32 protein-coding genes and 1 pseudogene are annotated in these 26,797 nt (G+C 68.3%); 12 read left to right on the forward strand and 21 right to left on the reverse strand.

The window, feature by feature from the left end; translation table 11 throughout:
• Positions 1 to 60: 60 nt before the first annotated feature.
• Positions 61 to 405, forward strand: a complete 345-nt coding sequence (locus tag ABD727_RS06455) for a hypothetical protein (protein WP_344706566.1) — start codon at positions 61 to 63, stop codon at positions 403 to 405.
• 66 nt (positions 406 to 471) lie between these two features.
• Here ABD727_RS06455 and ABD727_RS06460 read toward each other — a convergent pair whose 3' ends face one another.
• Both ABD727_RS06460 and paaZ read right to left on the reverse strand, forming a co-directional pair.
• Positions 472 to 891: a VOC family protein gene (locus ABD727_RS06460; protein WP_344706567.1), complete on the reverse strand. Its 420-nt coding sequence runs from the start codon at positions 889 to 891 to the stop codon at positions 472 to 474.
• The gene (paaZ, locus tag ABD727_RS06465; RefSeq protein ID WP_344706568.1) at positions 891 to 2,915 is read right to left on the reverse strand and encodes a phenylacetic acid degradation bifunctional protein PaaZ; all 2,025 of its coding nucleotides are present in this window, start codon (positions 2,913 to 2,915) and stop codon (positions 891 to 893) included. The genes ABD727_RS06460 and paaZ overlap by 1 nt, the downstream gene beginning before the upstream one ends.
• 102 nt (positions 2,916 to 3,017) lie before the next feature.
• Between paaZ and ABD727_RS06470 the strand changes: the two genes are divergently transcribed.
• Positions 3,018 to 3,524 carry a CAP domain-containing protein gene (locus ABD727_RS06470; protein ID WP_344706569.1) on the forward strand — a complete coding sequence of 169 codons (507 nt, stop codon included), beginning with the start codon at positions 3,018 to 3,020 and terminating at the stop codon, positions 3,522 to 3,524.
• Here ABD727_RS06470 and paaG read toward each other — a convergent pair.
• The 3 genes from paaG to ABD727_RS06485 all read right to left on the reverse strand — a co-directional run bounded on the left by paaG (position 3,521) and on the right by ABD727_RS06485 (position 6,483).
• Positions 3,521 to 4,303: a 2-(1,2-epoxy-1,2-dihydrophenyl)acetyl-CoA isomerase PaaG gene (gene paaG / locus ABD727_RS06475; protein ID WP_344706570.1), complete on the reverse strand. Its 783-nt coding sequence runs from the start codon at positions 4,301 to 4,303 to the stop codon at positions 3,521 to 3,523. The two genes, ABD727_RS06470 and paaG, sit on opposite strands and share 4 nt — an antisense overlap.
• On the reverse strand, positions 4,303 to 4,569 hold the full coding sequence (locus tag ABD727_RS06480) for a PqqD family protein (protein ID WP_344706571.1): 267 nt from the start codon (positions 4,567 to 4,569) through the stop codon (positions 4,303 to 4,305). Before ABD727_RS06480 ends, paaG begins: the two co-directional genes overlap by 1 nt.
• A gap of 129 nt (positions 4,570 to 4,698) precedes the next feature.
• Positions 4,699 to 6,483 carry an ABC transporter transmembrane domain-containing protein gene (locus tag ABD727_RS06485; protein ID WP_344706572.1) on the reverse strand — a complete coding sequence of 595 codons (1,785 nt, stop codon included), beginning with the start codon at positions 6,481 to 6,483 and terminating at the stop codon, positions 4,699 to 4,701.
• A 119-nt stretch (positions 6,484 to 6,602) separates the two neighbouring features.
• Here ABD727_RS06485 and ABD727_RS06490 point away from each other — a divergent pair, with 119 nt between their 5' ends.
• Positions 6,603 to 7,823 carry a polyhydroxyalkanoate depolymerase gene (locus ABD727_RS06490; RefSeq protein ID WP_344706573.1) on the forward strand — a complete coding sequence of 407 codons (1,221 nt, stop codon included), beginning with the start codon at positions 6,603 to 6,605 and terminating at the stop codon, positions 7,821 to 7,823.
• 118 nt (positions 7,824 to 7,941) lie between these two features.
• On the opposite strand, the gene ABD727_RS06495 is transcribed toward ABD727_RS06490, so the two are convergent.
• From ABD727_RS06495 to ABD727_RS06520, 6 genes are read right to left on the reverse strand one after another with little or no spacing between them, the layout of a single operon-like run.
• On the reverse strand, positions 7,942 to 9,384 hold the full coding sequence (locus ABD727_RS06495) for an MFS transporter (RefSeq protein WP_344706574.1): 1,443 nt from the start codon (positions 9,382 to 9,384) through the stop codon (positions 7,942 to 7,944).
• Positions 9,365 to 9,631, reverse strand: a complete 267-nt coding sequence (locus ABD727_RS06500) for a hypothetical protein (RefSeq protein ID WP_344706575.1) — start codon at positions 9,629 to 9,631, stop codon at positions 9,365 to 9,367. Before ABD727_RS06500 ends, ABD727_RS06495 begins: the two co-directional genes overlap by 20 nt.
• A 35-nt stretch (positions 9,632 to 9,666) precedes the next feature.
• Entirely contained in the window at positions 9,667 to 10,257 is a 591-nt protein-coding gene (locus ABD727_RS06505) for a DUF4126 domain-containing protein (protein WP_344706576.1), read from the reverse strand.
• The gene (locus ABD727_RS06510; protein ID WP_344706578.1) at positions 10,254 to 10,784 is read right to left on the reverse strand and encodes a hypothetical protein; all 531 of its coding nucleotides are present in this window, start codon (positions 10,782 to 10,784) and stop codon (positions 10,254 to 10,256) included. Before ABD727_RS06510 ends, ABD727_RS06505 begins: the two co-directional genes overlap by 4 nt.
• Positions 10,784 to 11,971, reverse strand: a complete 1,188-nt coding sequence (locus tag ABD727_RS06515) for an acetyl-CoA C-acyltransferase (RefSeq protein ID WP_344706580.1) — start codon at positions 11,969 to 11,971, stop codon at positions 10,784 to 10,786. Before ABD727_RS06515 ends, ABD727_RS06510 begins: the two co-directional genes overlap by 1 nt.
• A 50-nt stretch (positions 11,972 to 12,021) precedes the next feature.
• Positions 12,022 to 12,477 (reverse strand): MaoC family dehydratase, encoded by a 456-nt coding sequence (locus tag ABD727_RS06520; RefSeq protein WP_344706581.1) that lies wholly within the window; start codon positions 12,475 to 12,477, stop codon positions 12,022 to 12,024.
• 529 nt (positions 12,478 to 13,006) lie between these two features.
• Here ABD727_RS06520 and ABD727_RS06525 point away from each other — a divergent pair.
• Positions 13,007 to 13,330 (forward strand): annotated as a pseudogene (locus ABD727_RS06525) (endonuclease domain-containing protein); the annotation flags it as partial.
• Here the strand turns inward: ABD727_RS06525 and ABD727_RS06530 are convergent.
• The 3 genes from ABD727_RS06530 to ABD727_RS06540 form a co-directional block, all read right to left on the reverse strand.
• Positions 13,246 to 14,364, reverse strand: a complete 1,119-nt coding sequence (locus ABD727_RS06530) for an AI-2E family transporter (protein WP_344706582.1) — start codon at positions 14,362 to 14,364, stop codon at positions 13,246 to 13,248. The pseudogene ABD727_RS06525 and the gene ABD727_RS06530 sit on opposite strands and share 85 nt — an antisense overlap.
• Before the next feature lie 119 nt (positions 14,365 to 14,483).
• Positions 14,484 to 15,575, reverse strand: coding sequence for a mechanosensitive ion channel family protein (locus ABD727_RS06535; protein ID WP_344706583.1), 1,092 nt, complete (start codon positions 15,573 to 15,575; stop codon positions 14,484 to 14,486).
• 84 nt (positions 15,576 to 15,659) lie between these two features.
• A complete protein-coding gene (locus tag ABD727_RS06540) occupies positions 15,660 to 16,754 on the reverse strand; it encodes a DNA topoisomerase IB (protein WP_344706584.1) in 1,095 nt (364 codons plus the stop codon).
• A gap of 35 nt (positions 16,755 to 16,789) precedes the next feature.
• Between ABD727_RS06540 and ABD727_RS06545 the strand changes: the two genes are divergently transcribed.
• A complete protein-coding gene (locus ABD727_RS06545; RefSeq protein ID WP_344706585.1) occupies positions 16,790 to 17,314 on the forward strand; it encodes a DJ-1/PfpI/YhbO family deglycase/protease in 525 nt (174 codons plus the stop codon).
• A 36-nt stretch (positions 17,315 to 17,350) separates the two neighbouring features.
• On the forward strand, positions 17,351 to 17,857 hold the full coding sequence (locus ABD727_RS06550; RefSeq protein ID WP_344706586.1) for a hypothetical protein: 507 nt from the start codon (positions 17,351 to 17,353) through the stop codon (positions 17,855 to 17,857).
• Here ABD727_RS06550 and ABD727_RS06555 read toward each other — a convergent pair.
• Entirely contained in the window at positions 17,854 to 18,171 is a 318-nt protein-coding gene (locus tag ABD727_RS06555; RefSeq protein ID WP_344706587.1) for a hypothetical protein, read from the reverse strand. The genes ABD727_RS06550 and ABD727_RS06555 overlap by 4 nt on opposite strands.
• Before the next feature lie 262 nt (positions 18,172 to 18,433).
• Here ABD727_RS06555 and ABD727_RS06560 point away from each other — a divergent pair, with 262 nt between their 5' ends.
• Positions 18,434 to 19,096, forward strand: coding sequence for a S24 family peptidase (locus tag ABD727_RS06560; protein ID WP_344706588.1), 663 nt, complete (start codon positions 18,434 to 18,436; stop codon positions 19,094 to 19,096).
• On the opposite strand, the gene ABD727_RS06565 is transcribed toward ABD727_RS06560, so the two are convergent.
• Complete coding sequence (locus ABD727_RS06565; protein WP_344706589.1) at positions 19,093 to 19,272, reverse strand: hypothetical protein; 180 nt, start codon at positions 19,270 to 19,272, stop codon at positions 19,093 to 19,095. The two genes, ABD727_RS06560 and ABD727_RS06565, sit on opposite strands and share 4 nt — an antisense overlap.
• Positions 19,273 to 19,378: 106 nt before the next feature.
• Here ABD727_RS06565 and ABD727_RS06570 point away from each other — a divergent pair, with 106 nt between their 5' ends.
• The 3 genes from ABD727_RS06570 (at position 19,379) to ABD727_RS06580 (ending at position 21,650) form a co-directional block, all read left to right on the forward strand.
• On the forward strand, positions 19,379 to 19,588 hold the full coding sequence (locus ABD727_RS06570; protein WP_344706590.1) for a hypothetical protein: 210 nt from the start codon (positions 19,379 to 19,381) through the stop codon (positions 19,586 to 19,588).
• 43 nt (positions 19,589 to 19,631) lie between these two features.
• Positions 19,632 to 20,192 (forward strand): hypothetical protein, encoded by a 561-nt coding sequence (locus tag ABD727_RS06575; RefSeq protein WP_344706591.1) that lies wholly within the window; start codon positions 19,632 to 19,634, stop codon positions 20,190 to 20,192.
• A gap of 90 nt (positions 20,193 to 20,282) precedes the next feature.
• Positions 20,283 to 21,650: an amino acid permease gene (locus tag ABD727_RS06580; RefSeq protein ID WP_344708034.1), complete on the forward strand. Its 1,368-nt coding sequence runs from the start codon at positions 20,283 to 20,285 to the stop codon at positions 21,648 to 21,650.
• 92 nt (positions 21,651 to 21,742) lie between these two features.
• Here the strand turns inward: ABD727_RS06580 and ABD727_RS06585 are convergent, their stop codons facing one another.
• From ABD727_RS06585 to ABD727_RS06595, 3 genes are all read right to left on the reverse strand, one after another.
• The gene (locus tag ABD727_RS06585; RefSeq protein ID WP_344706592.1) at positions 21,743 to 22,705 is read right to left on the reverse strand and encodes a PilZ domain-containing protein; all 963 of its coding nucleotides are present in this window, start codon (positions 22,703 to 22,705) and stop codon (positions 21,743 to 21,745) included.
• 109 nt (positions 22,706 to 22,814) lie between these two features.
• On the reverse strand, positions 22,815 to 24,233 hold the full coding sequence (gene glnA, locus ABD727_RS06590; protein WP_344706593.1) for a type I glutamate--ammonia ligase: 1,419 nt from the start codon (positions 24,231 to 24,233) through the stop codon (positions 22,815 to 22,817).
• Between the two features lie 140 nt (positions 24,234 to 24,373).
• Positions 24,374 to 24,859, reverse strand: a complete 486-nt coding sequence (locus tag ABD727_RS06595) for a VTT domain-containing protein (protein ID WP_344706594.1) — start codon at positions 24,857 to 24,859, stop codon at positions 24,374 to 24,376.
• Between the two features lie 118 nt (positions 24,860 to 24,977).
• Here ABD727_RS06595 and ABD727_RS06600 point away from each other — a divergent pair, with 118 nt between their 5' ends.
• Positions 24,978 to 25,406, forward strand: coding sequence for a nuclear transport factor 2 family protein (locus ABD727_RS06600; RefSeq protein ID WP_344706595.1), 429 nt, complete (start codon positions 24,978 to 24,980; stop codon positions 25,404 to 25,406).
• Here ABD727_RS06600 and ABD727_RS06605 read toward each other — a convergent pair.
• On the reverse strand, positions 25,403 to 25,615 hold the full coding sequence (locus ABD727_RS06605; protein ID WP_344706596.1) for a helix-turn-helix domain-containing protein: 213 nt from the start codon (positions 25,613 to 25,615) through the stop codon (positions 25,403 to 25,405). The two genes, ABD727_RS06600 and ABD727_RS06605, sit on opposite strands and share 4 nt — an antisense overlap.
• A gap of 4 nt (positions 25,616 to 25,619) precedes the next feature.
• Positions 25,620 to 25,958, reverse strand: a complete 339-nt coding sequence (locus ABD727_RS06610; RefSeq protein WP_344706598.1) for a P-II family nitrogen regulator — start codon at positions 25,956 to 25,958, stop codon at positions 25,620 to 25,622.
• A 78-nt stretch (positions 25,959 to 26,036) separates the two neighbouring features.
• Here ABD727_RS06610 and ABD727_RS06615 point away from each other — a divergent pair, with 78 nt between their 5' ends.
• Positions 26,037 to 26,777 (forward strand): phosphocholine cytidylyltransferase family protein, encoded by a 741-nt coding sequence (locus ABD727_RS06615; RefSeq protein ID WP_344706599.1) that lies wholly within the window; start codon positions 26,037 to 26,039, stop codon positions 26,775 to 26,777.
• Positions 26,778 to 26,797 lie beyond the last annotated feature (20 nt).

Here is a 26,797-nt window from a genome sequence, read left to right on the forward strand (position 1 = left end):
AACCACCCCTGCATCGTCGATGCACGGGTCGGTGGCGACTTGCTGGCCAAGGAGAGTGTAATGCGTAATCTCATGATGGCGGCCGCCGTGGCCGTCGCGACCCTTTCGGCCGCCACTCCTGCAATCGCCCAGAACACCGCCGCTCCCGGTCTCGTGACTGTGACAGTGCAGGACGTCTCGATCCTCAACAATTTCCTGAACGGGGCGCAGGTCGCCGCGCTCAACAACCTCAATGTGCCGATCACGGTGCAGGCACCGATCAGCGTCGCGGCGAACGTCTGCGGCACCACGGTCGCCGTGCTGTCGGCAGCCCGCAAGACCGGCGATGCCGTCTGCACCGCGACCAGCGGATCGCGCGCGCTGGCAGACCTGACCAACCGTCAGCTGCTCTCGCAGAAGAAGTAAGCTTCGGTACATTGCCAATGAAGGGGCCCGGGCGAGCAATCGTCCGGGCCTCGTCGTTTGTGGCTCCTAGATCCCGAAGGTCACATGCCCGTCCGCGTCGATCGACCACGCCGGATTGTACGCAATCTCCCACGCATGGTCGTCGGGATTGGCGACATAGCCGCGATAGCCGCCGTGCGGCGATGCATCGGCGGCGCGCAGGAGCCGGCCGCCGGCTTCCACCAGCCGCCCGATCAACTCATCCACTTCTTCTTCGCTGCCGACATTGTGGGCGAGCGCGAAGGCACCGGGGCGATGCAAGTCCGCCCGCCGACTATCCCTGGCCAGCTCGCTGGTCAGCCAGGTTCCGAGAACGAAGCCGTTCATCTGGTAAAAGGCGATTTCCTCATTCTCGAACACCGGCGTCCAGCCGAAGCCGTCGCGATAGAAAGCCTGCGAGCGGGCCAGGTCGTCCGTGCCGAGCGTGATGACCGACAGCTGCTGCATCAGGGCACGTTCTCGGTCAGCAGATCATAGGTCGCGACCAGTTCGTCCTTCTGGTTGAAGATCTCGACAGCCCAGCGGACGACGCCGGTCTCCTCGCTCTTGAGGCTCTTGGAGCGCACCGTCAGTTCGACCCGCATCGCGTCGCCCGGATAGAGCGGGGTGAGGAAGCGAAGGTTCTCGAGACCCGTGTTGGCCAGCACCGGGCCCGGCGCGGGATCGACGAACAGGCCGGCCGCGAAGCTGAGGATGAGGTAGCCGTGAGCGACACGGCCCTCGAAGATCGGCGAAGCCTTGGCCGCTTCCTCGTCCATGTGGGCGTAGAAGGTGTCGCCGGTGAAGTGGGCGAAATGCTCGATGTCCTCGACGCTGACCATCCGGCTCGCGGTCCTGAGCGTATCCCCGATGTGGAGCTCGCTCATCCGCTTCCGGAAAGGGTGGGCGTCGATGACGTTCTTGGGGCCGCCCGGGATATATTGCGAGGTGATCGCCGCGAACATCGCGGGCGAGCCCTGCAACGCGGTCCGCTGCATGTAATGGGTGACTCCGCGCACGCCGCCCATCTCCTCGCCGCCGCCGGCCCGACCGGGACCGCCGTGGACGAGGACGGGGAGGGGACTTCCGTGTCCGGTCGAATCCTTGGCGTTGTCGCGATCGATGATCAGCAGCCGCCCGTGGAAGGCACCCGCACCGAGCACGAAGTCGCGCGCGACCTCGCCCGAGTGGGTGAAGAGCGACAGCGCAAGGCTGCCCTTGCCGCGATTGGCGAGGCGGATCGCGTCGGCCAGGTCCGCATAAGGCATGAGCGTCGCGACCGGACCGAACGGCTCGACGTCGTGCGCCGCGGCGCACGCCCAGGGATCGTCGGCGCAGAGCAGCACGGGCACCATGAAGGCCCCGCCCTCCGGGCCGGTCGCGGCGGCGGGATCGCCCGACGCGATCCGTGCCCCGTCGGCGGTGATCGCGGCGACCGCCTCGCGCACGCTCTCGCGCTGCGTCCGACTGACGAGTGCGCCCATCCGCGTCCCTTGCTCGCGCGGGTCGCCGACCGTCATCGCGGCGAGACGCTCCGAGATCGCCTGCTCGGCCGCGCCGAGCAGCGCTGCCGGGACCAGTGCCCGGCGGATGGCGGTGCACTTCTGCCCCGCCTTGACCGTCATCTCGTTGACGACCTCGGCGACGAACAGGTCGAACTCGGGCGAGCCGGGTGTCGCATCGGGGCCGAGAACCGAGGCGTTGAGGCTGTCCTGCTCGGCGATGAACTTGACGCTTTCGCGCTGGATGACCGGGTGGGTGCGGAGCTTGAGCGCGGTTTGGGCCGAACCGGTGAAGCTGACCACGTCCTGGCCGCCAAGGTGATCGAACAGGTCGCCGACCCCGCCGACCACCAGCTGCACCGCGCCGGGCGGAAGCACCCCCGCTTCGATCATCACCCGGAAGGCCGCCTCGGCAAGCCAGGCCGTGGCGCTGGCCGGCTTGACGATGGCCGGAACGCCCGCGAGCAGCGTGGGAGCGAGCTTTTCAAGCATGCCCCAGACCGGGAAGTTGAAGGCGTTGATGTGCAGCGCGACACCCTGCAGCGACGTAAAGACGTGCTGGCCCTGGAACAGGCCTGACTTGCTCAGCGGCTCGAGCTGCCCGTCGAGCAGGACGTGCGAATCGGGCAGTTCGCGCCGCCCCTTGGAGGAGAAGGAGAGGAGGGTGCCCGCGCCGCCCTCGATGTCGATCCAGCCGTCCTTGCGGGTCGCGCCGGTGGCATAGTTGAGCTCGTACAGCTCTTCCTTGCGCGCCATGATCGCGAGGCCGAGCGCCTTCAGCATGCGGGCCCGCTGGTGGAAGGTCATCGCGCGCAATGCCGGGCCGCCGACCTCGCGGGCGAAACGGGCCATGCCGCCGAAGTCGAGCCCGCCGGAACCAGTGAGCGCCACGGGAGAGCCGTCGATCGCGCTCGGAAGTTCGGTCAGGCTGGCGGCGTCGCCGGGGATCCACTCGCCGCGGGCGAAATTGAGGAGCTGGTTGGTCTTCATCGGCGCACCCTAGGCAGGGCGGGGGACGAGGCCAACCGTTGACGCGCCGTTCACCATGTATGCTCGGGGCTTCTTCAGCATGGCGGAGCCAAGCTTCCGCGCATGAGCCTGATGTTGCTCTTCGCCGCGGGCAGCGCCGCAAGCATGACCCCGGTCCGCCCGCCGCGGCAGGGCGAGCTCGCCGCCCGCTTGCTCGCGGTCCACAATCGCGCGCGCGCCGAGGTCGGGGCACCACCGATGGTGTGGGACGAGGCGCTCGCCGAAAGCGCCGCGAGCTACGGTCCGCGCCTTGCCGGGCTTGGCCGGCTCGAGCACAGCAACCGTGCCGACCGGCCCGGGCAGAGCGAAAACCTTTCGATGGACCCCGTCTGGCGCGGCACCCCCGAAAGCCTCGCCGGCATGTGGGTCGATGAGAAGAAACTGTTCGTGCCCGGCACGTTTCCGGCGGTCACGACGACCGGACGCTGGGAAGATGTCGCGCATTATACCCAGGTGATCTGGCGCGGCACGACCCGGGTCGGCTGCGGGCTCCACGACGAGAATGGCTGGCGCTATCTGATCTGCCGCTATTCGCCCAAGGGCAATGCCGACGGGAAGATCGTCCCCTAGCGACCGTGGTAGGTCGCCGGCCTTTTTTCGAGAAAGGCGGCAACGCCTTCGCGATAATCGTCGGTGAAGCCGAGTCGGCGCATCTCGCTTGCCTGAACTGCGAGCTCCTGCGGCAGCGTCCGCTCGCTCGTGGTGCGGATGATCTGCTTGATCGCGGCAAGGCCGAGCGGGGGCAGGGCGGCGAGCTTGCGGGCCAGGGCGTCCACCTCGGCGTCGAGCGCCTCGTCGTCGACGCACTTCCAGATGAGGCCCCACTCGGCTGCCTTTTCCGCCGGCAGCGGCTCGGCGGTCAGCGCGAGCCCGAGCGCGCGGGCCTGGCCGACCATCCGCGGCAAGTGCCAGCTTCCGCCGCTGTCGGGAATGAGCCCCAGTGTCGCGAAGCTCTGGATGAACTTGGCCGAGCGCGCGGCGACCACCAGGTCGCAGGCCAGCGCGACGTTGGCCCCGGCTCCCGCCGCGACTCCGTTCACCCGCGCGATCACCGGCTGCGCCATGGTCGAGAGCCGGGTGATCAGCGGGTTCCAGCTCTGCTCGACCGTCTCCCCCAGATCCACGGCCTGCCCTGGCGCGACCGCCCGATCGTTGAGGTCCTGCCCGGCACAGAAGCCGCGGCCCGCCCCGGTGAGCACGATCACTCGGGCGCTGTTCGCGACCGCATCGAGCGCATCGCGCAACTCGGCATGCATCGCGGCGGTAAAGCTGTTCAGCCGCTCGGGCCGGTTGAGCGTGATACGGGCGATCCCGTCCGCTTCGTCGACCAGCAGCGTGTCGTAAGCCATCAGGCGACTTCCTCGACCAGCCCTTCGGCGATGAATTGGGCCAGCAGCTCTGCCACCTCGGTCCGGCAGAGCTCCTCGTCGACGTCGTAGCTTTCGCGCAGCAAGGCCACCAGCTCGGCCAGGGTGGCCGGCTGCTCCAGTCCCTGCCAGACGGCGGCGGTCACCCCTTCCATCCCGTAAGCGAAGCCGCGCACCGCCTGCAGCGCAACGACGTCGTCGCCGACATCGGCGGAAAGCGCGTCGGCGGATCGCTGGTAACGGGTCATTCTGTCTTGGATCCTTTGCTGGACGAGACGTCCGTTCTTGTCCCCGGGCCTTATCGCAAGTTGCCGGGATAACCATCGCTGTTCAATGCGATGTGCCAAAGTTGCACCCCCTGAAACGATCCCCGATGCTCAGGCGGCGGCGTCGAACTGGAGCCGGGCGAGCCGGGCATAGAGGCCGCCGCGCGCCGAGAGGCTGGTATGGGTGCCTTCCTCGACGATCCGTCCTTCGTCCATGACGATGATCCGGTCGGCGGCGCGGACTGTCGCGAGCCGGTGGGCGATGACGATGGTCGTCCGCGTCGTCATCAGCCGCTCGAGCGCCTGCTGGACCGAGGCCTCGCTTTCGGCGTCGAGCGCGCTGGTCGCCTCGTCGAGCAGCAGCAGCGGAGAATCGCGGAGCAGCGCCCGGGCAATGGCGATCCGCTGCCGCTGCCCGCCCGACAGACGCGCGCCGCTCTCGCCGAGGAAGGTGTCATATCCTTGCGGCAGCGAGGCGAGGAAGTCGTGGGCATTGGCGGCGCGCGCGGCGGCCTCGATCTCGGCGTCGCTCGCATCCCACCGCCCGTAGCGGAGGTTGTCGCGGGCCGAAGCGGCGAAGATCACCGTCTCCTGCGGCACCAGCGCGATCTGCCGCCGGAATTCGGCAGGATCGCAGTCGCGCAGGTCGACCCCGTCGAAGGTGACCCGTCCCGACTGCGGGTCGTAGAAGCGCAGCGCGAGCTGGAAGAGAGTCGACTTGCCCGCACCCGACGGGCCGACCACCGCGACGGTCTCACCCGGTGCCACCGCCAGGGTGAGGCCGTGCACCGCCTTTTCCTCGGGCCGGGTCGGATAGCGGAACTCGACATTGTCGAAGGCGAGCGCGCCCTTGGACGGCTTCGGCAGCGGAACGGGATGGGCCGGTGCGGCGATCTCGGCCCGTGCGGCGATCAGCTCGGCGATCCGCCCGGCCGCGCCCGACCCGCGAAGGAGGTCGCCATAGACTTCGCTCAGCGCCGCGAAGGCACCCCCGACGAGCACGCCGGTGAAGACGAAGGCGGCGATCTCACCCCCCGTCATCCGCCCCGCGGCGACGTCGATCGCGCCTTCCCAGATGACCATCACGATCGCGCCGAACATTAAGGCGATCAGCACCACGGTCATGATTGCGCGCAGCCGCATCCGGGTCTTTGCCGTGGCGAAGGCGCGCTCGACCGTGTCGGCGAAGCGCTGCTCCTCGCGGCGCTCCTGCCCGAAGGCCTGGACGATCCGCATCGCGCCCAGCACTTCGCTGACGTTCGAGCCGACGTCGGCGATCCGGTCCTGGCTGTCGCGCGACAGCTTGCGGACCTTGCGGCCGAACAGGATGATCGGACCGAACAGCAAGGGGATGGCGATCAGCAGCAGCCCGGCGAGCTTCGGCGACAGCGCGAACAGGTAGATGACGCCGCCGATGCCGGTCACGACGTTGCGAAGTGCGAAGGAGACCGAGCTTCCGACCACCTGCTCGAGGATGGCGGTGTCGGCGGTCAGCCGCGAGGCGATCTCGCTCGGACGGTTCTCCTCGAAGAAGCGCGGGGGGAGGGTCAGCAGGTTGCGCTGCACCTGCCGGCGGAGGTCGGCGACCGTCCGCTCTCCGAGCCAGGAGACGAAGTAGAAGCGCATGCCGGTCGCCAGCGCCAGCACCAGCACGATCACCAGCAGATAATGGAAGGCGCTGCTCACCGCGTCGCCGCTGACCGATCCGCTCGCAAAGCCGCGGTCGATCACCTGCTTGAATCCGTAGGGGATGGCCAGCGTCGCCGCCGAGCTCACCGCAAGGAAGAACAGCGCGCCCGCGATCCGTGCCGGGTAGCGCGCGGCCGCCTGGAACACGAGCTTGAGGTTGCCGATGCTCCGGCCCTGTTTGTCCTTGTCGTCGGGTGCGCTCGCCATGGCGGCAGCGGTTAGCAGGACAGCAACTGACCGTCATCCCCGTCAGAGGGGCGACCTTGCCAAGCGGACCCTTTCGGTTCCACACCGGTTGACGGGCAAAAGGTCATAGAAGAGATTGAATGCTTTACGACGCCTATGAAGTGCAGCGCTCCTGGTTTGCGGGAGCGAGCCAGCTTGCGCGCAACTCGGCCAACTGGCTGAACAGCAGCGCCAATCCGATGCGCTACCTGGGGATGAGCGGGCTGGTCGCAGCCAGCCTCGACGTCTTCGCTCATGCCTCAGCCCCGCGCGGCAAGCCGGCTTTCGACATCTTCGACGTCGAGGTGGATGGCGAGCGCGTGGCGGTCCGTGAGGAGATCGTCGACCGTCTGCCGTTCGGCCAGCTCAAGCACTTCGTGAAGGTCGGTGGTCCCGAGGGTCAGCCCCGGTTGCTGATCGTCGCACCGATGTCGGGACACTTCGCGACACTTCTTCGCGGCACGGTCGAGCGGCTGCTCCCGACCCACGAGGTGTTCATCACCGACTGGCGCGACGCCAAGATGGTGCCGCTGAAGGAAGGCGGCTTCGACCTCGACGACTATGTCGACACGCTGATCGGCTGGCTCGGCAAGATCGGCCCGGGCGCACACATGCTGGCCGTGTGCCAGCCGAGCGTCCCGGCCTATGCCGCGACCGCGCTGATGAACGCCGACAACCATCCAGCGACCCCGCGCAGCCTGACCATGATGGGCGGTCCGATCGACACGCGCGAGGCCCCGACCGCGGTCAACACGCTGGCGACCGAGCGGCCGCATGCCTGGTTCCAGCAGAACGTCATCGCCACCGTGCCCGGCATCTACCCGGGCTCGGGTCGCCGGGTCTATCCGGGCTTCCTCCAGCTGGCCGGCTTCATGACCATGAACCTTGGCAGCCACATGGTCAGCCACTGGGAGATGTTCCGCCACCTCGTCGACGGCGACGAGGAGAGCGCCGAGGCGACCCGCGCCTTCTACGATGAATATCGCTCGGTCTGCGACATGACCGCCGAATTCTACCTGCAGACGGTCGACACCGTCTTCCAGCGCCATCTTCTGCCCAAGGGCGAGATGATGCACCGTGGCCGAAAGGTCGATCCGACGGCGATCACCCGTACCGCCTTGCTCGCGATCGAGGGCGAGCGGGACGACATCTCGGGCGTCGGCCAGACGAAGGCCGCGCTGAACCTCGCGACCGGGCTCCCGGCCGAGAAGAAGACCTATCATCTCGCCGAAGGAGCGGGGCACTACGGGATCTTCAATGGCCGCAAGTGGCGCGAGAAGATTGCGCCGGTCGTCGAGGAGTTCATCGCGGAGAACGACTAAGCTCTTGATCGGACGCTGAAAGCGACCATCTTCCTCGCATCGTCAACAGATCGAAAGGAGGTGGTCAGATGTCTCATTGTCCCATTCAGGTGAGCACTGCCTCCAGCGAGGTTCTCGCTTAACGGCCGGCGCTTGCCGAGCAAGACAATGGAGAAGGCCGTTCGGGTTCTGCCCGGGCGGCCTTCTTGATTCCGGGAACGGTGAACCATGCCGCGAGTCCCGCCAGCACGCTGACCGCCGCCGCGGCCCACAGGGCCGAATGGAAGCTCCCGATCAGCGCCGACCCCTTGGCCGCGAGGACCGCGCCAAGCAGGGCTGTGGCGATCAGCCCGCCGGTCCGGGCGACCGCGCTATTAAGCCCGCTCGCGGTTCCGCTGTGCCGCTCGTCGACCGAGGCGAGGACACTGGTGGTCAGCGGCGCCACCGCGACCGCCATTCCGAGCGCCATCACGACCACCGCCGGAAACACCTCGGTCCAGTAGTCGGGTCCGCTGCCGACGCGGGTGGCGAGCAGCAGTCCCGCCGCCACCACCATCGGTCCGATGCTGAGCGGCAACCGGCCGCCGATCCGCGAGGCGAGCCGCCCCATGATCGGCGAGGCGACCGCGATCAGGATCGCCAGCGGGAGCATGGCGAGGCCGGCATCGAGCGGAGAGAAGCTCTTGGCCTCGATCAGCACGTAGGGCAGCAGCAGCATCGCCGCGCCGAACGCCCCGTAGAGCAGGAAGGTCAGTGCGCTCAGGCCGACGAAGGCGCGGTCGCCGAACAGGTCGAGCGGCATCATCGCCTGCTCGCCCCGGCGTCGCTCGACCCACAGGAAGGCGAGCAGGCCGGCGATTCCGCCGGCGATCGCGCCGATCGAGAGCGAGGTGAAGCGGAGGTTCGACGACCACAGGGTCAGGCCCCAGGTCAGCCCGAACAGGCCGAATGTCGCGAGCAGCGCGCCGCCATAGTCGGTACGGCCTGCGCCCTCGTTGCGGCTCTCGGCGGCAAAGCGCCAGGCGAGAAGGATCGCGCCGAGGCCAATCGGCAGGTTGATATAGAAGATCGAAGGCCAGCCGACATGGTCGATCAGCCAGCCGCCGATCAGCGGGGCGACCGCGGCAGCGGCGGCGCCCGAGGCAGCCCAGATGCCGATCGCGCGTCCGCGTCTCTCGCCCTCGAAGGCATGGTTGAGGAGAGCGAGGCTGTTCGGAAGCAGCAGCGCAGCGCCGAGGCCCTGGAGAACGCGTCCCGCGACCAGCCATGCGAAGCCTGGCGCCAGCGCGCAGAGCAGCGAGGCCGCGACGAACAGGCTGGTGCCGGCGAGCAGTAGCCGCTTGCGCCCGAACTGGTCGCCGAGGGCTCCGCCGAGCAGCAGCAGCGCGGACAGTGGCAGGAGGTAGGCGTTGACCACCCACTGCACCTCGCTCGCGCCGGCCCCGAAGCTTTCCCGGATGGCGGGCAGCGCGACATTCAGAACCGAGCCTTCGACGAAGCTCAGGCTGGAGGCGAGGATGCAGGCGAGGAGGGTGCCGCGGGCCTGTCCCAGCGAGGGCTGGTCAGGCGCTGGCGTCGGCATCGGCGGCAGCGATGGAGGCGTCGACCATGCGCTGCCACAAGACCGGATCCCCCGCCGCCGCACCGGCCTGATCGGTTTCGCGAATGCCCTTCAGCACGGCGAGCGCCTGGTTGCGGTGCTTGCGCCAGTGCTGGTCGACATGCGCCGCGGCATGCTCCTCCGAGCCGGCGGCATTGGCGCTGTGCTCGGCGGCGCAGAGGATGCGCGCGATGCGTTCGACGAGGCTGGTGTGTCCGCCTTCGGGCATGATCAGAAGCTCCCTTGTTTCAAAGGAGGCAACCCTCAGGCAGGCGTTCGGTTCAGCAGTCGTCCGACCATCCTTCGCGCGGCAAGGATCAGCCACAGGCTGAGGAGCACGAGGATCAGCGCGATCAGCGCCGCGGCGATCGGGTTGGCGATGGCCAGCGCGAGCAGGCCCGCAGTCGCGACGTCCTCGCCCGCCGAGACCGCGATGTTGCTGAACGGCTCGGGGCTGGCGTTGACCATCGCCCGCGCGCCAGCCTTGCCGGCATGGGCCACGAACGCCGCGCCGCCGCCAGCCAGGAAGGCCGCGACCTGCCAGACGGGATCGCCCGGGTCGACGATGGCAAGCGCCAGAAGCGCGCCGCCCAGTGGCCGGATCGCCGAGTTGATCCCGTCCCACAGGCTGTCGATGAAGGCGATCTTGTCGGCGAAGAATTCGAACAGCGCCGCCGCGCCCGAGATGACCAGCACCCATGGGTTTGCGAGAACGTCGAGGGCGACCAGCTTGTCGGGAAGGTTGATCCAGCCGAGCCGCATCGCCCAGCCGGTGACGAAGGTGACGAGGTAGAGCCGCCACCCCGCAAGCAGGCTGGTCGAGGCCGCAAGGGCGAGCAGCTCAACCCCTGTCACTTCGAAGCGAGCCCCTTGCCGTAGAAGTCTAGGATGCGGGGATCGCGAAGCTCGCTTACCAGCAAGGTGGTGTGCGGACCGCCGCCAAGGGCCGGGACGTCCTCGTAAAGGATGAGATATTCACCGCTTCGCTGGGAAGTGCCCGAGCCGCCACCATAGAGGCCGCAGCTGCTGACGCCCTTGTCCTCGACCGTGCGCGGCTGGCCGTCGACCGCCGCACCCTTGTAGACCTCGATCGGTTCGAGCGTGAGCCGGTACCCGCCGAGTGGATCGTTGCCGAGCGCGATCTTCTCCGAGGCAATCACCCGGGCAAGGCTCACCCGTTTCGCCTTGTCGAAGAGGTCGACCTGATTGCGCCACAGTTGCCGCTGGAGGTACTCACTGGCCAGTCGCTTGGCGAGCGCGCGATGCTCGGCGAGGCTCCCGCCATTGTAGACGGGAGGCGGCGGGGCAGTGCAGGCGCGGGCGGGGCTTGCCATTGCCGGGAGCAGCCCGACCAGCAGCAAGGCTCCCGCCCGAAGCCGCATCAGAACACCTCGAACAGGCCCGCCGCGCCCATCCCGCCGCCGACGCACATGGTGACGACGACATACTTGGCGCCGCGGCGCTTGCCCTCGAGCAGTGCGTGGCCGGTGAGGCGAGCGCCGCTCATGCCGTAGGGGTGGCCGATCGAGATGGCGCCGCCGTTGACGTTGAGGAGCTCGTCGGGGATGCCGAGCTTGTCCTGGCAGTAGAGCACCTGCACCGCGAAGGCCTCGTTCAGCTCCCACAGGCCGATGTCCTCGACCTTGAGGCCGAAGCGGTTGAGCAGCTTGGGCACGGCATAGACGGGGCCGATGCCCATCTCGTCGGGCTCGGTGCCGGCGACCGCCATGCCGACGTAGCGGCCGAGCGGCTGGAGGCCCTTCTTCTCGGCGAGGGTCGAGTCCATCACCACGCAGGCCGAGGCGCCATCCGAAAGCTGGCTGGCGTTGCCGGCGGTGATGATCCGCTCCGGCCCCATCACCGGCTGCAGCTTGGCGAGGTCCTCGAGCGTGGTTTGCGGGCGGTTGCCCTCGTCCTTGGCGAGGGTGACCTCCTGCATCGAGGTCTCGCCCGTCTCCTTGTTCTTGACCGCCATGTTGGCGGTCACCGCGACGATCTCGTCGGCGAAGATGCCATTGGCCTGCGCCGCGGCGGTGCGCTGCTGCGAGCGGAGCGCATATTCGTCACAGCGCTCGCGGCTGATGCCGTAGCGGTTGCCGACCACTTCGGCGGTCTGGATCATCGGCATGTAGACCGCATTGTGCATGCTCAGCAGCTCGGGGTCCGAGCCGAGGCGCATCTCGGGGGTCTGGACGAGGCTGATGCTCTCGACGCCGCCGGCGACGCACATGTCCATGCGGTCGACGATGACCTGCTTGGCGGCGGTGGCGATCGCCATCAGGCCCGAGGCGCACTGGCGGTCGATCGACATCCCGGCGACCCCGACACCCAATCCGGCGCGAAGCGCGGCGGTGCGGCCGATGGTGGTCTGGACGCCCTGCTGGAGCGCGGCGCCGATGACGCAATCCTCGATCTCTTCAGGCGCAACCCCGGCCCGCTCGACCGCGGCTCGGATCGCATGCGCGGTCAGGGTCGGCGACGGCGTGGCGTTGAAGGCGCCGCGATAGGCCCGGCCGATCGGCGTGCGGGCGGTGGAGACGATGACGGCGTCACGGGCGGCGGTGGTCATGAAGGCTCCTTACGTGTCTGATTCTGTGCTGCTGTAGCGATGGTCGAGGCTCAGGCGAAGACCTGCCCGATCCAGGTGGCGGAGAGGGCGGGCTTGTCCTCGCCCTCGATCTCGACGCTGACGTCGTGGGCGAACTGATACTGGCCGGGGCGCTTCTCCTCGAAGCTGACGAGGGTGAAGTGGCCGCGCACCCTCTTTCCGGCGCGGACCGGGGCAAGGAAGCGGACCCGGTCGAAGCCGTAGTTGACGCCCATCCTGGTCGTCTCGGGCACCAGCATGACGTCGGCGGCCATCCGGCTGAGCAGTGACAGCGAGAGGAAGCCGTGGGCGATGGTGCCGCCGAACGGGGTCTGGGTGGCGAGCGCCTCGTCGACGTGGATGAACTGGTGGTCCTCGGTCGCGTCGGCGAAGACGTTGATCCGGTCCTGGCTCACCTCGATCCAGTCGGACGTGCCCAGCGACTGGCCGACCTTGCTGCGGATGGTCTCGAGAGTGGCGACGGGCATGGGCGTTCCTTAGGCTGGGCGTGGCTGTGGCCGAATAGAGACGCGCTGTGGCGCGGGATCAAGCGTCTGGGCCTGATTCCGACCCGAAGTTCTCGAAGTTCCCAGGGTGCGGGGGTCTCGCGGCGCGGCGAAGTTTCCGAAGTTCACAGGGTGCGGGGGTCGTGCGCGGGTCGCGGGCTTCCGGATAGGATGCGGGGAAGTCACAGCCGGCGGGCCGACATGGCGTGCGGTCGACGGGGAGAAAGAGCCGAGCGGAGAACCGCTCCGGTTAGTTGAGCAGGTGGAATCCTATTGTGCAAGGGGAGGCGCCACTTGCTTCTTGCCCGATGCTCGTCGCAGACTGGATCGGCCGGATCATCGCTCCTCCCCCCTTGGGGGAGGTGGCAGCGCGCAGCGCTGACGGAGGGGTGAGATGGAAGTCAGCGGGAGCCAGCAAGCCTTTCAGCGCGCGCGCAGGTTTCGCCGCGGGATGACGAAACCCGAACGCCTGTTGTAGTGGGCGCTCAGGGGCGGAAAGACAGGCTTCCACTTTCGCCGACAGCATGCGGCCGGGCCGTATGTACTTGATTTCTACTGCGACGAGGCACGGCTGTGCGTGGAGGTCGACGGAATGTCGCATGATTTCACGTCGGAGCATGACGCCGCCCGCGATCGATATCTGGCGCGATGGGACATCTGCACCTTACGAGTTGCTGCGGGTGACGTGCTCGATGATCTGCAAGGCGCAGTGGCGTTGATTACCGATACGGCGCGTCGGAGACCCCTCCGTCAGCGCTTGCGCGCTGCCACCTCCCCCGAGGGGGAGGAGCGGGCTGGGTCGTCGCCTTCCGCTTCCCGCCGCTCCTCGCGGTAGATGGTCCAGCCGGCGAGGAAGAGGCCGCCGATGACGGGGCCGACGACCACCCCGCCGAGGCCGAAGGCGGCGATTCCGCCGAGCGTGGTGACGAGCACCAGCCAGTCGGGGATGCCGGTGTCGCGGCCGACCAGCAGCGGGCGGAGGAGATTGTCTGCCATGCCGATGACCAGCGCGCCCGAGACGATCACCACGATCCCCTGCCACAGGCTTCCGGTCAGCAGGAGATAGGCGGCGATCGGAACCCAGACGAGCGCCGGGCCGACCGCGGGAAGGAGCGAGACGATCGCCATCAGCACGCCGAGCAGGACGGCCGAGGGGAAGCCGACGATCCAGAAGGTGATGGTTCCGAGCAGGCCCTGGACGAAGCCGACCACGACCGAGCCCTTGATCGTCGCCCGGATGGCGGCGACGAAGCTGGTGGCGAGGCGGTCGGCCGAGTGCGTGCTCAGCGGCATCGTGTCCTTGACGAGTTCGCCGATGCGGCGTCCGTCGCGGAGTAGGAAATAGGTCACGTAGAGCCCGACCGCGAACACCAGCAGCGAGGTGAAGGCATTGCCGCCGATCTGCAGCGCCCGGCTGGCGATCAGGGTCAGGCTGTCGCGCACCACCGCGGTGACCCGCTCCTGGAGCACCGCGAAGTCGCCATAGCCCGAGCCGTCGAGGATCTGCCGCAGGCGGACGGGGAGGCGACCCTGCACCTGCTCGAAATAGACCGCGGGGTTGAACTGGCCGGCCTTGACCGCCTCGTAGATCTGGAGCGCCTGGCCGACGATGACATTGCCGATCGCGATCGCGGGAAGAACCACCGCAAGGAAGATGACGAGGAGGGTCGCGATGGCCGCGCGGTTGGGGCCGCCGAGCCGCGCGAGCATCCAGCCGTAGAGCGGCTGGAACATGATCGCGGCCAGCACCGCCCACAGCAGCGCCGAGGCGAAGGGCCAGGCGACATAGCCAAGCGCGAGCGTGATGAGGACGAGGAAGAGGATGAAGCCGTTGCGCTCGTCGGAGCGGGGTGGCTGGTCGACTGGCATAAGGCTGGCGTGTCCCCCTGGGTGGTCCGAGTGTCATAGAGGAATTGGACAAGGGTGGAAGGCTGACCCCTCCGCCGGCGCTCTGCGCTGCCACCTCCTCCAAGGGGAGGAGCGATGCGTCAGTGCGGGGCCGGCACGGCGTAGGGCATGACCAGCGTGCCGTCGGGGGCGGCAGTGAAGGTGGTCTGGGTCGGATAGGCGAAGTCGAGCCCCTCGGCGGCGAAGCGGCGGAGGAGGGCGATGATGATCGCCGAGCGCTTGGCGAAGAGGACGTCGGCGTCGAGACCGCTGTGGCGGAAGAGAAGCTCGTGATCGAGGCTGGAGGGGCCCAGGGCGACCAGCACGCAGCGGTGGAGGGTGCAGCCTTCCTGCGCCTCGACCACCTCGCGGGCGATGGTGGGCACCCGCTCAAGCTTTTCGGGCGGGGTCTGGTAGGTGAGGCCGAAGCGGAGCGTCTCCTGCCGCTCTGTCCCTGCGGCGAGGTTGCGGACCTCGCGCTCGAGCAGCTTGGTGTTGGCCATAATGACCTGCTCGCCGGTCAGGCTGGTCAGGCGAGTGGTTTTGAGCCCGATCTTCTCGACCGTGCCGGTGGTGGTGTCGAAGCGGATGGTGTCGCCGCGGCGGAAGGGCTTGTCGAACAGGATGGCGAGCGCGGCGAAGAGGTCGGAGAAGATGCCCTGCGCGGCGAGGCCGATGGCGATTCCGCCGATGCCGAGGCCGGCAACCAGCGCGGTGACGTTGACCCCGAGATTGTCGAGGATGACGACGAGCGCGATGGCGAAGGCGGCAACGCTGACCAGCACGCGAATGACGCCCATCGCGTTGCCGAGCGTGGTCTCGCCCGGCTTCTCGCCGACGCGGGCACCGATCACCCCGAGGACGAGTTCGCGCGCCCACACCGCGGCCTGGAGCGCGAGGGCGATGGTGAAGGCGACCTCGACCGCACGCGCGATGCGCGGGCTCGGCTGGGCGTAGCCGACCACGATCTCGAGCGCGGCGGCGACCATGAACAGGACGCCGGTGCGCGACAGGACCCGGCCGACGACCCCCTTCCAGCTGGTCGAAGCGGGGTCGGCGGCGACGATCCGGTGACCGATGGCACGGGCCACGAGCATCAGTGCGACGAGGCCGAGGGCGACGAGGGTGCCGAGGCCGAGCGCCTCGCGGTTGCGGAGGAGCCAGTCGAGGGTGGGAGAGAGGTGGTCGGTCATCGGTGGCGAGGGATGACGGGGGGTGCGGGAGGGGTCAAGGTTCGAGGACAGGGACCTTCCCGTGGAATCGCAATGGAGGGGGCTTCAGGCCGCGGCTTCGGCGACCTCGTCGACCTTGGCCATCGAGATTTCGGCGGCGGCGATGGCCTTGTCGACCTTCTTCTCGCTGACCCTGGTGGCCCGCTTGCGCTTGCCCTTCATCAACCAGTCGAGCAGCCCCACTTCCTCGCTCGAGAGAAACTTGCGGGTGCGGGGGCGCTTGAAGGTGCCGAGCGGCAATTTGGGATCCTCGCGCGCGGCCTCGATCAGCTTGGGATGGACGTAGCTCTTGCGGCTGATCGCGGGGGTGTTGCCGAGCGCCTCGGCGACGGGCTCGAGTACGGTCTTGAGGCTGATCTTGCGGACTTCCTCTTCCTGCGCGGTGAGCATCTGGTCGAAGGCGATCACCGACGCGCCCCAGGTGCGGAAGTTCTTGGCGGTGAAGTCGCCCCCGGTCGCCTCGCGGATATAATCGTTCACGTCGGCGCTGGTGATCGGACAGGCCTCGCCGTCCTCGGTGAGATATTGGAAGAGGTTCTGGCCGGGGAGGTCGGCAACCTTGCTGACGATGCGCTTGAGCTGGCGGTCGCCGATCGGAAGCTCGTGGGCGATGCCATGCTTGCCCTTGAAGCGGACGACCAGCTTGCTGCCGGTCTTGCGGACATGGCGGCTGCGCAGGGTGGTTGCGCCGAAGCTCTTGTTCTCCTTCGCATATTGCTCGTTGCCGATGCGGATATGCTCGGTATCGAGGAGGCGGACGACGGCGGCCAGCACCGCCTCGCGGCTGGTCGGCTTGCCCTTGAGGTCGGCCTCGACCTTGCGGCGGAGCTTGGGGAGCGCGGCGCCGAACTCGATCGTGCCGAGATATTTCTTCTTGTCGGCACGGCTGCGGAAGGCCTCGTGGTAGCGATACTGCTTGCGGCCCTTGGCGTCGCGTCCGGTGGCCTGGATGTGGCCGTTGGGAAAGGGGCAGAACCAGGCGTCGGTATAGGCGGGGGGAAGCGCGATGGCGTTAAGCCGGTCGATCTCCTCGCGGGCGGTGACCCGGCTTCCGTCGGGCTGGAAATAGGCCCATTTGCCCTTGACCTGCTGGCGGGTAATTCCGGGCTGATCGTCGCAGCAATGTCGCAAGCGTTCCATGCGGGGCAAGCGCGGGAAGGGAAGGGTTGTTCCGGATGCAGACCAAAGTCCTGATCATGGCGTCGAACGGGTTCGAGCAGGACGAGCTGTTCGTTCCGCTCAAGCGGCTTCGTTCCAACGGTTGCGAGGTGAAGCTCGCCGCGCCGACGACGGCGCCGATCCGGGCGACGGTGCTCGACGATCCGGGCGAGTGGATCACGCCCGACCTGGCCATCGGCGAGGCCCGGGCGGAGGAGTGGGACGCGCTGCTGCTTCCGGGCGGGCTGATCAATCCCGATCATTTGCGCACGGACGCCAAGGCGGTGGCGCTGGTGCGGGCGTTCCTCGACGCGGGCAAGGCGGTGGGAGCCATCTGCCACGGACCGTGGCTGCTGATCGAGGCCGACGGGGTGCGCGGCAAGCGGGTGACGGGCTGGCGCTCGATCCGCACCGACCTGCGCAACGCCGGCGGACTGGTGGAGGAGAAAGCGGTGGTGCGCGACGGGCGGCTGGTGACCGCGGTGGGGCCGAGCGACAGCGCCGACTTCGCCGACGCGCTGCTCGAGGCGGCGCGAAGCTAAGGATTGCCTAACCATTGCGGCCCTAGGGTGCGCGGCATGGACGGGGCAGGGGATGACTGGATCGGCTGGATGGCCGACGGCGTGGCCGCAGGGCTGCTTGGCGCGGCGGTGGGCACCTGCCTGCTGCTGCTCGGCGGGTCTGGCGGCGCGGTGATCGCGGCGGCGGCGAGCGGGGTCGCGGCACTGATGCTGCTGCGCCAGGTCAAGCCCGAGCCGCGGCGCTTCCGGCTTCCGGCATTCGACCAGCCCGACATCGTCGTCGAGCAGGTCCCGGCCGACATCCTCGAACTGTGCGACGCCGTCGGCGCCGAGGAGGCGCTGCTGCTCGACGACCCGCTCGACGATCTTCCGGGCGACAGCCGCGTGGTGCAGTTGTTCGCGCCGCGCGCGCTGCCCACCCCGGGCGAATTGCGCGCAAGGATCGAGGCGCATCTGCAGGAAGACCGGCGACCGGGCGGAGCGGACAACGTGCTCGACCTCGAGGTCGATGCCGCCGCCGCGCTCCGTCAGGCGCTCGGGGAACTCCGCCGAAGCCTCGCCTAGTCGTCGAGGGTCAGCGCTTCGATCCTGACCTCGATCGCGCCGTCTTCGCGCGGGGTCGGTCCGGCCGCCACCGTGATGTCGGCGACGAAGCCCCGCGGCATGTCGAACTCGGAGTCCGACAGGCCCGCCAGCCAGAGATGGGCGAAGGCCATGGCCTTGTCCCCGGTGATGGTGAATTCGGCCACGTGACGCTCGCCCTCGAGGGTCAGCGACTGCCAGTCGACGGTTGACCAACGGCTAAGAAAAATCCTGTTGCGGTCCTCACCCGCGCGTTGCAGAAGAAGACGCAGCAGTGCCGTGGCATAGGCCGTCATCCGCGGCCGGTTCACTGCACCCGCTCCAGATAAGCCCGAACCCGCCGCTCGGTCTGCTGGCGCGGTTCACGTCCCCGCCTCAAGTCAAACACGAACCTCGGATCTCCCATCACATCGCGACCGAAGCGGGCTGCGCTGAGGTTGGAGCTGTTAAGAAATCTTTCAACGTCTCGGAGTAAATACACGTCTTGGCCCCCCGACCAATGACGACTCGGCAGGACGTTTGTCCCAGCCGACGTCCTACATGTCTAGGGTTTTTCCTATGAACAATGAGTTTCAGCCTGCCGCCGGACCGCGCGAAGTGCTGCAGCGGCTCTGCCGGGAGCGCGGCGAGGATTTCGCCAGCCTGTCGCGTCTGGTCGGGCGCAACCCGGCCTATATCCAGCAGTTCATCCGCCGCGGCACCCCGCGCCGGCTGCCCGAACAGGAGCGGCGCACGATCGCCCGCCATTTCGGCATCTCCGAGCGCCTGCTTGGCGGCGAGGAGCAGGTCTCGGCGCTGGCCGGGCTGGTCCCGGTCGCGCTGCTCGACCTGGGAGTCTCGGCGGGACAGGGCGCGCTGGCGGGGGACGAGCGGCCGCAGGCGCGGATCGCCTTCGACCAACATTGGCTGCGCCGCCTGACCCAGGCCGCAGCCGAGGAACTGAGCCTGGTCCAGGTGGAGGGCGACAGCATGAGCCCGACGCTGCTTCCGGGCGACGACATCTTGGTCGACCGGAGCGATCTCGCCGAGCGGCTGCGCGACGGGCTCTACGTGCTGAGGGTCGACGACATGCTGATGGTCAAGCGGGTGACGGTGCACCCGGTTCGTGGGCGGATCACCGTCCAGTCGGACAACCCCTCCTATGCCGACTGGCCCGACCTGTCGCTGGCGGAGATCAACCTCGTCGGACGGGTGATCTGGACCGGGCGCCGGGTCGCCTAGCCGCGACGAAGACGGCCGACGAGGTAGAGCAGGAGCGCCACCAGCGCGCCGCCCGCGACCCCGATGATCACGCCGAGGCTCGGCTCGTCCTTGAGGATGCCGATGGTCGCCCCGGCGAGGAAGCCGAGGAAGATCAGGCAGCCGCCGCCGGCGGGGGTCTTGGGATCGATCTGCATCGGCGCGCCATGGCAGAGCGCGGGCGCTCGGGAAAGAGATGGTGAACGAGGCCTAAAGGCTGTTTCTTGGGGCGGCCTTACCGGTGGCGGGACTAACGCACAGGGCATGGACCTGCCGTACATCGCGTCGCGTACCGCGCTTTCCGACGCCTGCCGCCTGATCGACGTCCACGGGGACGATGCCGCCTTCGAGGCCGCGAGCCTCGCCGAGGGCGCACGCGACCGAGGCAATGTCGTGGGCTTCTGCCACTGGCGGCAGATCGAGCGGGTGATCGTCACCCTGGCCAGCGCCGAGCCGGTCGGGACCGTCCACTAGGCGCGGCTTGCGCGTCCCCGACGCATCGCTAGGCTGAGCCGCGATGACCGAGGGGGCACTCGTCTTCGCATCGCTGATCGTCGGCATCGCGCTGACCGACCAGCTGTCGAGCCTGCATCGCTTGCTGCGGGACCGGACCGCTGTGCGCTGGTCGGTCCGGGCCTTGTGGACCGCGCTCCTGATCTTCCTCACCCAGGTTCAGGTCTGGTGGGCAGTGGCGGACGGAAAGGCCGAGCGGCTGACGATCGGCCAGTTCCTTCCGACCCTCGCGGTCCTGACCTTCCTGTTCCTCGCGGCGGCCGCGTCTCTGCCGGACAAGGGACGAGCCGAGGACCGCGACCTCGAGCGCTTCTACGATTCGGAGCGACGCTACATCTGGGCGATGCTGGTCTTCGCGCTCGGTTTCGCCTTGCTCGGCAACGCGCTCGAACGGCTTCACGATCGCGAATCGCTTTCGACGATGGCGGAGCGCGCGATCGGCGACGGGATCGTGCTTGCGCTGATGGCCAGCAACATCTGGGTCCGCTCCCCGCGCTGGCACTATGTGACGCTGGCCGTGCTGTCGCTCGGTCCCATCCAGTGGTTGTCGCGCGGACTGGGTTGACGCTAGACCCCTTGCCGATCGCCGGCGCACGAGGGGGAAGTCGCGTTGAAGAACTGGAACGTCCGCAAGACCATCGTCGCCCATGACGACATGCCCGAGCATCACCGGCTCGCCCGGACCCTGTCGTGGCCGCACCTCGTTGCGCTCGGCGTCGGGGCGATCGTCGGGACCGGCATCCTCACGCTGATCGGGGTCGGCGCGGGCAAAGCCGGGCCGGCGGTGATCCTCTCCTTCGCCATCGCCGGGCTGATCTGCGCCTGCGCGGCGCTCGCTTATGCCGAGGTGGCGACGATGATCCCGGCCTCGGGCTCGGCCTACACCTATTCCTATGTCGTCTTCGGCGAGCTGATCGCCTGGATCATCGGCTGGAGCCTGATCCTCGAATACAGCCTGGTGGTGAGCGCGGTTGCGGTCGGCTGGTCGGGCTATGTCACCGGCTTCCTCGCGAGCCTCGGCTGGGGACTGCCGCTCGACTGGACCGCGGGACCGCATGCCGGGGGGGTGCTCAACCTCCCGGCGATCGTGATCATCGGGCTGGTCGCGGCGATGCTGATCGCGGGCACCCGCGAGAGCGCGACGCTCAACGCGGTGCTGGTGCTGGTCAAGATGGCGGCGCTGGCGCTGTTCATCGCGGTCGCCCTGCCGCACTTCGACCAGGCCAATTTCGAGCCGTTCATGCCGTTCGGCTTCCCGCGTTCGGGCCCCAGCGGAAGCGAGGTCGGAGTGATGGCCGCGGCGGCGATCATCTTCTTCGCCTTCTACGGCTTTGACGCGATCGCGACCGCGGCCGAGGAAGCCAAGAACCCGGGCCGCGACCTGTCGATCGGGATCGTCGGGTCGATGGTGGTGTGCGTCGCCATCTACATGGCGGTCGCCGCCGCGGCGATCGGCGCGCTGGCCTTCACCCGCTTCGCCGACAGCCCCGAACCGCTTGCGCTGATCCTGCGCGAGATCGGGTCGGGCTGGGCGGCGCGGCTGCTCGGCGCGAGCGCGGTGATCGCGCTCCCGACGGTGATCCTCGCCTTCTTCTACGGGCAGAGCCGGATCTTCTTCACCATGGCCCGCGACGGGCTCCTGCCGCAGCCGCTGGCCAAGGTGTCGAGCCGGGGAAGCCCGGTCCGCATCACCCTGTTCACCGCGGCGGTGGTGGCGGTGATCGCGGGACTGTTCCCGCTCGACGAGATTGCGGCGCTGGCCAATGCGGGCACGCTCGCCGCCTTCGTCGCGGTGTGCGCGGCGATGCTGGTGCTGCGCCGGCGCTCGCCCGACGCGGAGCGCAAGTTCCGCGCGCCGCTGGCGATGCTGATCGGGCCGGCGGGGATCCTCGGCTGCCTCTACCTCTTCTGGAGCCTGCCGCAGAAGACACAGCTCTACTTCCTGATCTGGAACGCGCTCGGGCTGGTCGTGTACCTCGTATATGCGCACGGCCGGGCGGCGCGGACACGCGCACGGGCGTGACGTCTCCCTGCGGAAGCCGGGAGCCACCGGTCTTCGTTTAATGGTGGAAGGTCACTGGCCTCCTGCACTTCGCAGGAAGGCGGTCGCCTGCCTCAGCGCTTGCGGATGGGGCTCGGCGCGCTGAGCTTGCGGTGGAGGCTGGCGAGGTCGTGGCGCTCCCATTGCGCGGCCCACGGACTGCTTCCGGTGCGGTCGTCGCGCAGGTAGGCGGGGGCGACCCAGCGCGCGCTTGCGACCTCGGGCCGGGCCTCGGCAAGGCGGCTGAGCTCGTAGGGCGCGTGGAAGGCGAGGCCGGCCTGGTCGCCGCGCGCCCAGTTGACCGTCGAGAAGATCGCGCCGGCGTCGCCGAGGTCGAGCAGAAGCTCGGCTCCGACCGGGAAGACTCCGGCGCCCTCGACCAGCGCACCGCCGCTCGAGATGTTGCGGAGCCGGACGGGCGTGCTCTCGTGGTTGAAGTGGATGAGGCCCGACCAGATGAGCGGGTGGCGAAGCTCGCGCTCGGCGCGCTCTTCGAATGCAGGTTCCCCGACCTCGTCGCCGAGCTCCTCGGTCGCTTCGTCCACGCTGTGCTGGACCGCCATCTCGGCCTCGAGCGCGATGTCGGGGAAGGAGCGGCGGATGACCGCGCGCAGCGTCTCGGCGACGTCCTTGCTGTCGGTGGCGATCCGGGTCTCGTGCGCGAACTCGAGACCGACCCGCTCGCCGCGGATCCAGCGGACGATGGCCTCGACCCGGCATGCGCCGAGTTCGAGCTCGATCCGGTCCCACAGCTTGAGGTCGCCGCCGCCCTCGATCATCGCGCCGCCGCCCGACAGGTTGATGAGGGTGACCGGCACGTTGCCGCCCTTGCGGACCAGCAGCGCGGTCTCCTGCTCGAGGCGGTGGCGGTCGGTGTCGCGATGATTGGCGATTCGGCCGGAGGAGCGGGGGATGGAGAGGTCGGAGAAGCTCTCGTCCTCGGCGCTGCGGCTGACCGCGGCCTTGGGCTCCTTGGAACGGAGCAAGGGGCCGGGCGCCGGCTTGCCGCCGAACATCTTTTCCCGAAATTCGTTCATGATCCCAATGGTCCCCGCGCACCGTGCACTTGGGTGGAAGCTTAGGCGCGCGAGGTTACCAAAGGGATAAGAGGCAAGCGTCCCGGCCGAGGCCGGGACGGGGAGCCAATCAGTTCGAATAGTACATGTCGAACTCGACCGGGCTGGGGGTCGTCTCCCAGCGCATGACCTCTTCCCACTTCAGTTCGATGTAGGCGTCGATCTGGTCGGACGAGAAGACGTCGCCCTTGAGGAGGAAGTCCTTGTCGGCGGTCAGGCTGGTGAGGGCCTCGCGGAGCGAGCCGCAGACGGTCGGGACCGCGACCAGCTCGGCCGGCGGCAGGTCGTAGAGGTTCTTGTCCATCGCCTCGCCCGGGTGGATCCGGTTCTGGACGCCGTCGAGGCCGGCCATCAGGATCGCGGCGTAGGCGAGATACGGGTTGGCCATCGCGTCGGGGAAGCGGAACTCGACCCGCTTCGACTTCTCGCCGGTGCCGTAGGGGATGCGGCAGGAGGCCGAGCGGTTGCGGCTCGAGTAAGCGAGCAGCACCGGCGCCTCGAAGCCCGGGACCAGCCGCTTGTAGCTGTTGGTGGTCGGGTTGGTGAAGGCGTTCAACGCGCGGGCGTGCTTGATGACTCCGCCTATGAAGTAGAGCGCGGTCTCGCTGAGGCCGGCATAGCCGTTGCCCGCGAACAGCGGCTTGCCGCCGCTCCACAGCGAGAAGTGGGTGTGCATGCCCGAGCCGTTATCCTGCGCGATCGGCTTGGGCATGAAGGTCGCGGTCTTGCCGTAGGCGTGGGCGACCTGGTGGACGACATACTTGTAGACCTGCATGCGGTCGGCGGTCTCGACCAGCGTGCCGTAGGTCAGGCCGAGCTCGTGCTGGGCGGCGGCGACTTCGTGGTGGTGCTTGTCGCAGGGCAGGCCCATCTCGAGCATGGTCGAGACCATCTCGCCACGGATGTCGACCGCGCTGTCGACCGGAGCGACGGGGAAGTAGCCGCCCTTGGCGCGCGGGCGGTGCGCCATGTTGCCACCCTCGTAGGTGCGGCCGGTGTTGGTCGGAAGCTCGATGTCGTCGAGGTGGTAGTAGCTGCCGTTATAGTCGTCGCCGAAGCGGACGTCGTCGAACATGAAGAACTCGGCCTCGGGCCCGACGTAGACGGTGTCGGCGAGGCCGGTCTGCTTGAGATAGGCCTCGGCGCGGGTAGCGCAGGAGCGCGGATCGCGAGCGTAGAGCTCGCCGGTGGCCGGCTCGACCACGTTGCAGAAGAGGATCATCATCGGCGTCGCCGAGAAGGGATCGACATAGACCGCGCCAAGATCGGGCATGAGGATCATGTCGCTCTCGTTGATCGCCTTCCAGCCGGCGATCGACGAGCCGTCGAACATGAAGCCGTCCTCGAGCATGTCCTCGTCGATCGCGCCGGCGGCCATGGTCAGGTGCTGCCACTTGCCCTTGGGGTCGGTAAATCGAAGATCGACCCACTCGATCTCCTCATTCTCGAGGCGCTTCATGATGTCGGAAGCAGTCACCTTGTCGGCCATGGCAGAATCAGATCCTTGCGTGGGAAAATGTGCCCCGCACCGATTCCAGCCGCCCGTCGCGAGGCCAAGGGCGGGGTGAAGATTTCGCGCTCGGGCGAGGCGTGGCCGAGGCGCACTGGCGCGAAAGCCACAGCCGCGCCCTAGCCGATGATGGCTCCGGCCCCGGCGGCGGCGAGGACCACGCTCGGAAGCAGCCCGGCGAGAGTTGCAAGGGCGAAGGCGGGAACCCGCATGGCCGTCAGCGCGGCGCCGGCGGTAATCAGCGGCCCGGGCGCACCGGCGACGCGAAGCGCGACCACGGCATAGGGGCCGAAGCGGGTCAGTCGTTCCTCGAGCGGTGCAAGGCGGCTCCCGAAGCGGCGGCGGAGCCGGTCGGCACCGAAGCGGCGGGTAAGGGCGAACAGGAAGAGGCTTCCGGTCAGTGCTCCGCCGGCGACGGTCAGGACGGCCAGCCACGGCCCGAGCAATATCCCACCGGTCAGGCTCATCGGGATCAGCACGCCGGGAATCGAGCAGGCGGTCAGCATGGTGGTGAGAAGGAACATGAGGAGCGCGCCGCCGACGAGGCCGCCGATCATCGGCAGCAGCGGCGCGATCTCGCCTTGAAGGGAGACAATCCATTCCATGCTTGCAAGTCTGCAATGACCGAGGATGCGCCGCGTTCCAAGGGCAGGGACGATCCTCGGCGGGCTGTCGCTCGCGCGCCACAAGTTGCGGCCGGGAGCGGGCCCGCTAAGAGGGCGCATGGCGGATTCAAACGGGATGATCGAAGCGCTGGAGCACCGGCTGATGCGGGCCTGGCTCGGCGGCGAGCGCAAGGCGGTGGCGCAGATGCTGTCGAGCCGCTTCCGGCTGGTCGCGGGCAGCGCGACCCCGGTGCTGCTCGACCGCAAGAGCATGGTCGATGCGATCGGCGACCGCTGGACAATCGGCGCGTTCCGCTTCGGCCCGGTCTACACGCGAATGACCGACGGGGTCGGGATCTTCGCCGCGGAGATCGAGCTCGAGTCCAGGATCGACGGGGTCGACGCGTCGGGGCGGTGGTGGATGACCGATCTGTGGACCAAGTCGAAGATCCGCCGGCGCTGGCAGCTCGTCGACCGCCAGGTCGCCCGCCCGGAGAGCGGGCACGCCATCCCGGCGGCGCTCAAGGGACTGCAGCTCTGGCGCTAGAAGGACCGGCGCTGCGCGGCGACGAGCATCCGTAGCAGCATCGCCACCGGGCGCGGCACGCCGACCTTGCCTTCGAGCCACAGCGAGACGGCCGAGCGGCTGACCCCGATCGCGCCGGCAAGGTCGTTCTGCGTGCGATAGCCGAGCGCGCGCATGTGGGTGCGCAGCTCGTCCGGCGACATGGAAGCGAGGCGTGGGTCGGTGGTCATGACCTCAGATGGCGTCCGGACCCTCGTCGCCGGTGCGGATGCGGATCGCCTGCTCGACCGCCGAGACGAAGATCTTGCCGTCGCCGATGCGACCGGTGCGCGCGGCGTTGGCGATCGCCTCGACGGTGTTGGCGACGAGGCTGTCCTCGACCACCACCTCGATCTTCACCTTGGGCAGGAAGTCGATGACATATTCGGCACCGCGGTAGAGCTCGGTATGGCCCTTCTGGCGACCGAACCCCTTGACCTCGCTGACCGTCATCCCGCTGACCCCGACGTCGTGGAGGGCATCCTTCACGTCGTCGAGCTTGAATGGCTTGATGATCGCCTCGACCTTCTTCACGTCACTTCACTCCCGCTGCTGAAGGCACCTTAGTCGCCGTCTTGGCTTTGCCGCAATTGCTCGGCAATCGCCCCGGCCATGCGCCAGGCAATCATTCTTTCCGCCGGCCAGGGCTCGCGGCTCGGCCATCTCACCACCGATCGGCCGAAATGCCTGATCGAGTTCGGCGGGCGGACCCTGCTCGACCGGCAGCTCGACGTGCTCGCCGCCAACGGGATCACCGAGGCGATCGTCGTCACCGGTTTTCGCGACGACCAGATCGAGGCGGCGCTCGAGCGGCGGCGGCAGGCGGGGGAGGGACCGGCAACCCGGACGATCTTCAACCCCTTCTACAAGGTCGCGGACAACACCGGCTCCTTGTTCATGGCGCGCGAGGCGCTGTCGGGCGACACACTGGTTTGGAACGGGGACACGATGGTCAGCCCGGCCCTAATGGCGAGGGTCGTGGCGAACGACCGGCCGGGGATCTGCGTCACCATCGACCGCAAGGCCGAGGGCTATGATGCCGACGACATGAAGGTGGTCGAGGAGGACGGGCGGCTGCGCGCGATCGGCAAGCGGCTGGCCGACAGCGACGGCGTCAATGCCGAGAGCATTGGCCTGCTCGCCTTTCGCGGCGATGGCGCCGAGCGCTTCCGCTCGGCGATCGAGCAGGCGATGCGGAGCCCCGAGGGCACGCAGATCTGGTACCTCAGGGTGATCCACCACCTCGCTCAGGAAAGCGAAGTCGTCACGCTGTCGATCGAGGGCGAGCAGTGGGGCGAGGTCGACTTCCCCGAAGACGTGGCGGCGGCCGAGGAGCTGGTGAAGGGCTGGTGACAGCCACGTCGCGCACCCTC

Source organism: Sphingomonas swuensis, assembly GCF_039538045.1.
Lineage (GTDB): Bacteria > Pseudomonadota > Alphaproteobacteria > Sphingomonadales > Sphingomonadaceae > Sphingomicrobium > Sphingomicrobium swuense.